At 54.1% G+C, this 3,165-nt stretch carries 4 protein-coding genes; all 4 read right to left on the bottom strand.

Annotated features, from left to right (window positions below; genetic code table 11):
• On the bottom strand, positions 1 to 1,757 hold a 1,757-nt coding region (locus ACTQ52_RS12230; RefSeq protein ID WP_441982777.1), incomplete at its 3' end, for a phage tail tape measure protein.
• Positions 1,758 to 1,812: 55 nt separating this feature from the next.
• Positions 1,813 to 1,947 (bottom strand): hypothetical protein, encoded by a 135-nt coding sequence (locus tag ACTQ52_RS12225; RefSeq protein WP_441982776.1) that lies wholly within the window; start codon positions 1,945 to 1,947, stop codon positions 1,813 to 1,815.
• A 32-nt stretch (positions 1,948 to 1,979) separates the two neighbouring features.
• Positions 1,980 to 2,354, bottom strand: coding sequence for a hypothetical protein (locus ACTQ52_RS12220; protein ID WP_441982775.1), 375 nt, complete (start codon positions 2,352 to 2,354; stop codon positions 1,980 to 1,982).
• A 15-nt stretch (positions 2,355 to 2,369) separates the two neighbouring features.
• Positions 2,370 to 3,011, bottom strand: coding sequence for a major tail protein (locus ACTQ52_RS12215; RefSeq protein ID WP_441982774.1), 642 nt, complete (start codon positions 3,009 to 3,011; stop codon positions 2,370 to 2,372).
• Between the last annotated feature and the right edge of the window lie 154 nt (positions 3,012 to 3,165).

Here is a 3,165-nt window from a genome sequence, read left to right as displayed (position 1 = left end):
GTCACAGACTGAATACCGTTCCACAATCCGGAGAAGAAGTCGCCAAGTGTCGTGCCGACATCCTTCACGCCTTCACAGACGGTAGTCCAGACACCGCCAAACCACTCGGAGATTTCTCCCCAGTGCTTCACAATCTCAATCACCGCAACTACAGCAGCCACCACCGCCGCGATGATGGCGATGATTGGAAGAATCGGAACGGAAACTGCTGTGATCGCCGGGATCGCCGTTGTGGAAAGAAAACCAACCAGCTTTCCGACCACACTTGTGACGGAACCCACAGCGGTGACAACCTTGCCGACGCCAACGACGACTGGGCCGACAGCCGCGGCGATGAGTGCTGCCTTGACGATCGCCTCCTGCATTCCCGGGGACAGACCATCCCACGCACTTTTGAGAGCCGTCACCACATCTTTGATCTGGGTCATAGCTTCCGTGATCATTGGCGCAGACGCATCTACGATCTCCGCGCCGAGGTCTTTTAAGTTGTTCATCACAACCGTCATCTGGTCGAGAGGATCGAGGGTCTCGTTGAACGTACTCTCCACGGACCCCGCGTAATCCCCCAGCGTGGTAGAGAGGTCACTTAAGGAGAGCTTCCCCGTCTGCACCGCATTGTAGATCGCGCCACCGGCACGGGAACCAAAGAGGTCGTAGGCCGCCTGCAGCTTCTCGGTATCAGAGGCATTGCTGTTCATGGTTTTGGAGAAGTCCTTCAGCGCATCACTTAAGGACTGTCCATTCTTTGTCGCGGTCTTCTGCGCCTTGGTAAGACCGGTCAGCATCGTCGAAGTATCAAGACCGGACATTTCCACCGCACCCATAAATCCAGCCGCCTGCTCGGCAGAAAGACCCATCGCCTGGAACTGTGTGGCATTCTTGGAAAGATCCTGCGAGAGCGTATCCATCGACACACCGGTTGCTTGTCCGACCTGATTCAAGGCATCGAGGAGGTTCCCGGCATCATCGGACGACTGACCGAAGGCGTTGAGGACGGAAGATACGTTATCGACAGAAGTAGAAACATCGGTAGAATTCAACGTCGAGAACTCTACGAACTTCTTAGAGAGATCCTCCAAGGCATCCCCCGTCAGACCAAACCTGGTGTTTACTTCGCCAACGGCATCACCAGCAGTCTGAAAGTCTGTGGGAATCGTCTCCGCGATTGACTTGGCACGCTTCTGCATGTCCTCAAGGGCTGCACCGCTTGCGCCTGTCTTCTGCGTCACGGCATCGAGCGCTTCATCGACTTCCTTCCAAGCGGCAACCGAGGCAGCACCAACCGCAGCCACCGGGACCGTGATGCCTTTGGTAAGTCCTTCACCGACATCACTGATCTTGCCGCCGACTTCCTTCATCTTGTCCCCGGCAACCTGAAGCTGCTGTCCGGCAACAGAGCCAAACTTCTTATACTCGTCCTCGAGTCCTTCCAGCGACTGCTTGGTCGCCTCGATCTCCCGGGTCAGTGCTTCCTGCTGTTTTTGCGTCTCCTCAGTCTGAGGACCAGCCTTTAGCCGGGCGAGGGCTTCCTTCTCCTCGGAAAGCTTCTTCTTGGTCGCATCGATGGCTTCGGTCAGGTACTTCTGCTTCTGTGCGAGAAGATCGGCATTGCCCGGATCCATCTTCAGGAGCTTATTCACATCCTTAAGGTTACTCTGGGTATCCCGGATCTCCTTATTCACACCTTTCAGGGCATTGGAGAGCTTGGTCGTATCGCCGTCCAGCTCGATTGTGATTCCTTTAATGCGATCTGCCATAGCCTTCTCCTCCCTTCATGGTATGAAAAAAGCACCGGTTCTTTACCGATGCGAATTAAAACGAATCGAAATCCTCTTGCGTTGCCACCTGCCGGTACTCATCGTCGCAGAAATCATTCCCGGACTCAATGATCATATCCATCACAGTCCCCTCGTCCAGCTGATCCAGCTCAGACAGTGTCAGTCCCATCTGCTTCGCCCTCAGGAGAAACACTGCCGTGTTTACTTCACGCTCCGTTGGGCGGCTTCTTTTTTTGGTTTCGAACTTGTCCTCCGTGATCCAAGGTAGAGCGTGACGAACTCCTGCATGTGAAGAAAGAGCTCGGCTCCGTCAAACTGATCCGCCCATTCTAGGAAGGCGTCCTCGTTCAGCTGGTTCATGTCACGCTTTTCTGCCTGCGCGTTCATGATAAAGGCCAGCTTATCACCGACGGTCATATCCGTCTGGTCATCCTCGCTGTTCTCCATCTTGTTTAAGAGGATCATGAGATCCTGGTGGAAGACCTGCTTATAGCGGTATGCTGTGGTCCCCGTCGCGAGGAACGGGAACTTCTGCTCCGACCCATCATTGAGCCGGAGGGAAATTTCCTGATACATGTCTACTCCTCCTTATCACTTGCTGGAACCGGATGTGCCAGTTGTCTGTGTCGTGCTTGTCGTTCCAGACGCTTTCACTGCCGACGGGGTATAGACCTTACTGTACCAGCTCCGGTAGGTGGAATCGGTGGTATCCGCACAGGAACGCGCCTTCACGATATTCTTGCCAAGCGTCGCATCCTTGATGCTGGTCGCGTTGATGGTCAGGCTCTCCGTCTGAACCTCGATGGAATCCTCCTTCGTGGACGATGCCACAGACGGTCTCGATGCCGTGCAGTTATACATGACGTGGCGAATCTCATTCACATCGCCGTCGAACTCAAACAGCAGCGCGAAATGTATCGGTTGTGCATCGGCATCCTCGATTAGAACACCGTTACCATCCTTGATCTCGCCGAGGACATTCTCCCTGAAATCCTCCGGCACCATTGCGGACTCGAAGTCGCCGTTATAACCGCTGTTTGCGTTCGTCACAAAATACTGAACGCCATCCGCCCAGAAAATCGTCTGGTCCCCCTGCGCATCCAACGAGAGAGATACGGCACCCGGCCATGCAACCGGGTCTGCAAAGGTGGCGGCCCCATCCTCCGCAATCGTCGCGATGGCATAATGTACGTTTTTCAGGTTGTACTTGACCTTGTTCTTTTTACTTGCCATTTCAGGCCTCCTGTTCAAATGAATACAGGACCTCGTAGAGCTTCTCAGAATCTATCCAGGTCTCTGTCTTTTCAAAGAAGATCCCGCTTTGGATCAGCTGATCTTCCAGTCTCTTTTCTATCTCCGGATCCTTCTTATCCGTGTAGAGCTCGAT

The organism is Oribacterium sp. Sow4_G1_1, from assembly GCF_052116105.1.
GTDB lineage: Bacteria > Bacillota > Clostridia > Lachnospirales > Lachnospiraceae > Oribacterium.
Note: the sequence above shows the minus strand (reverse complement) of the source record. Positions and strands in the feature narration are given on the sequence as shown.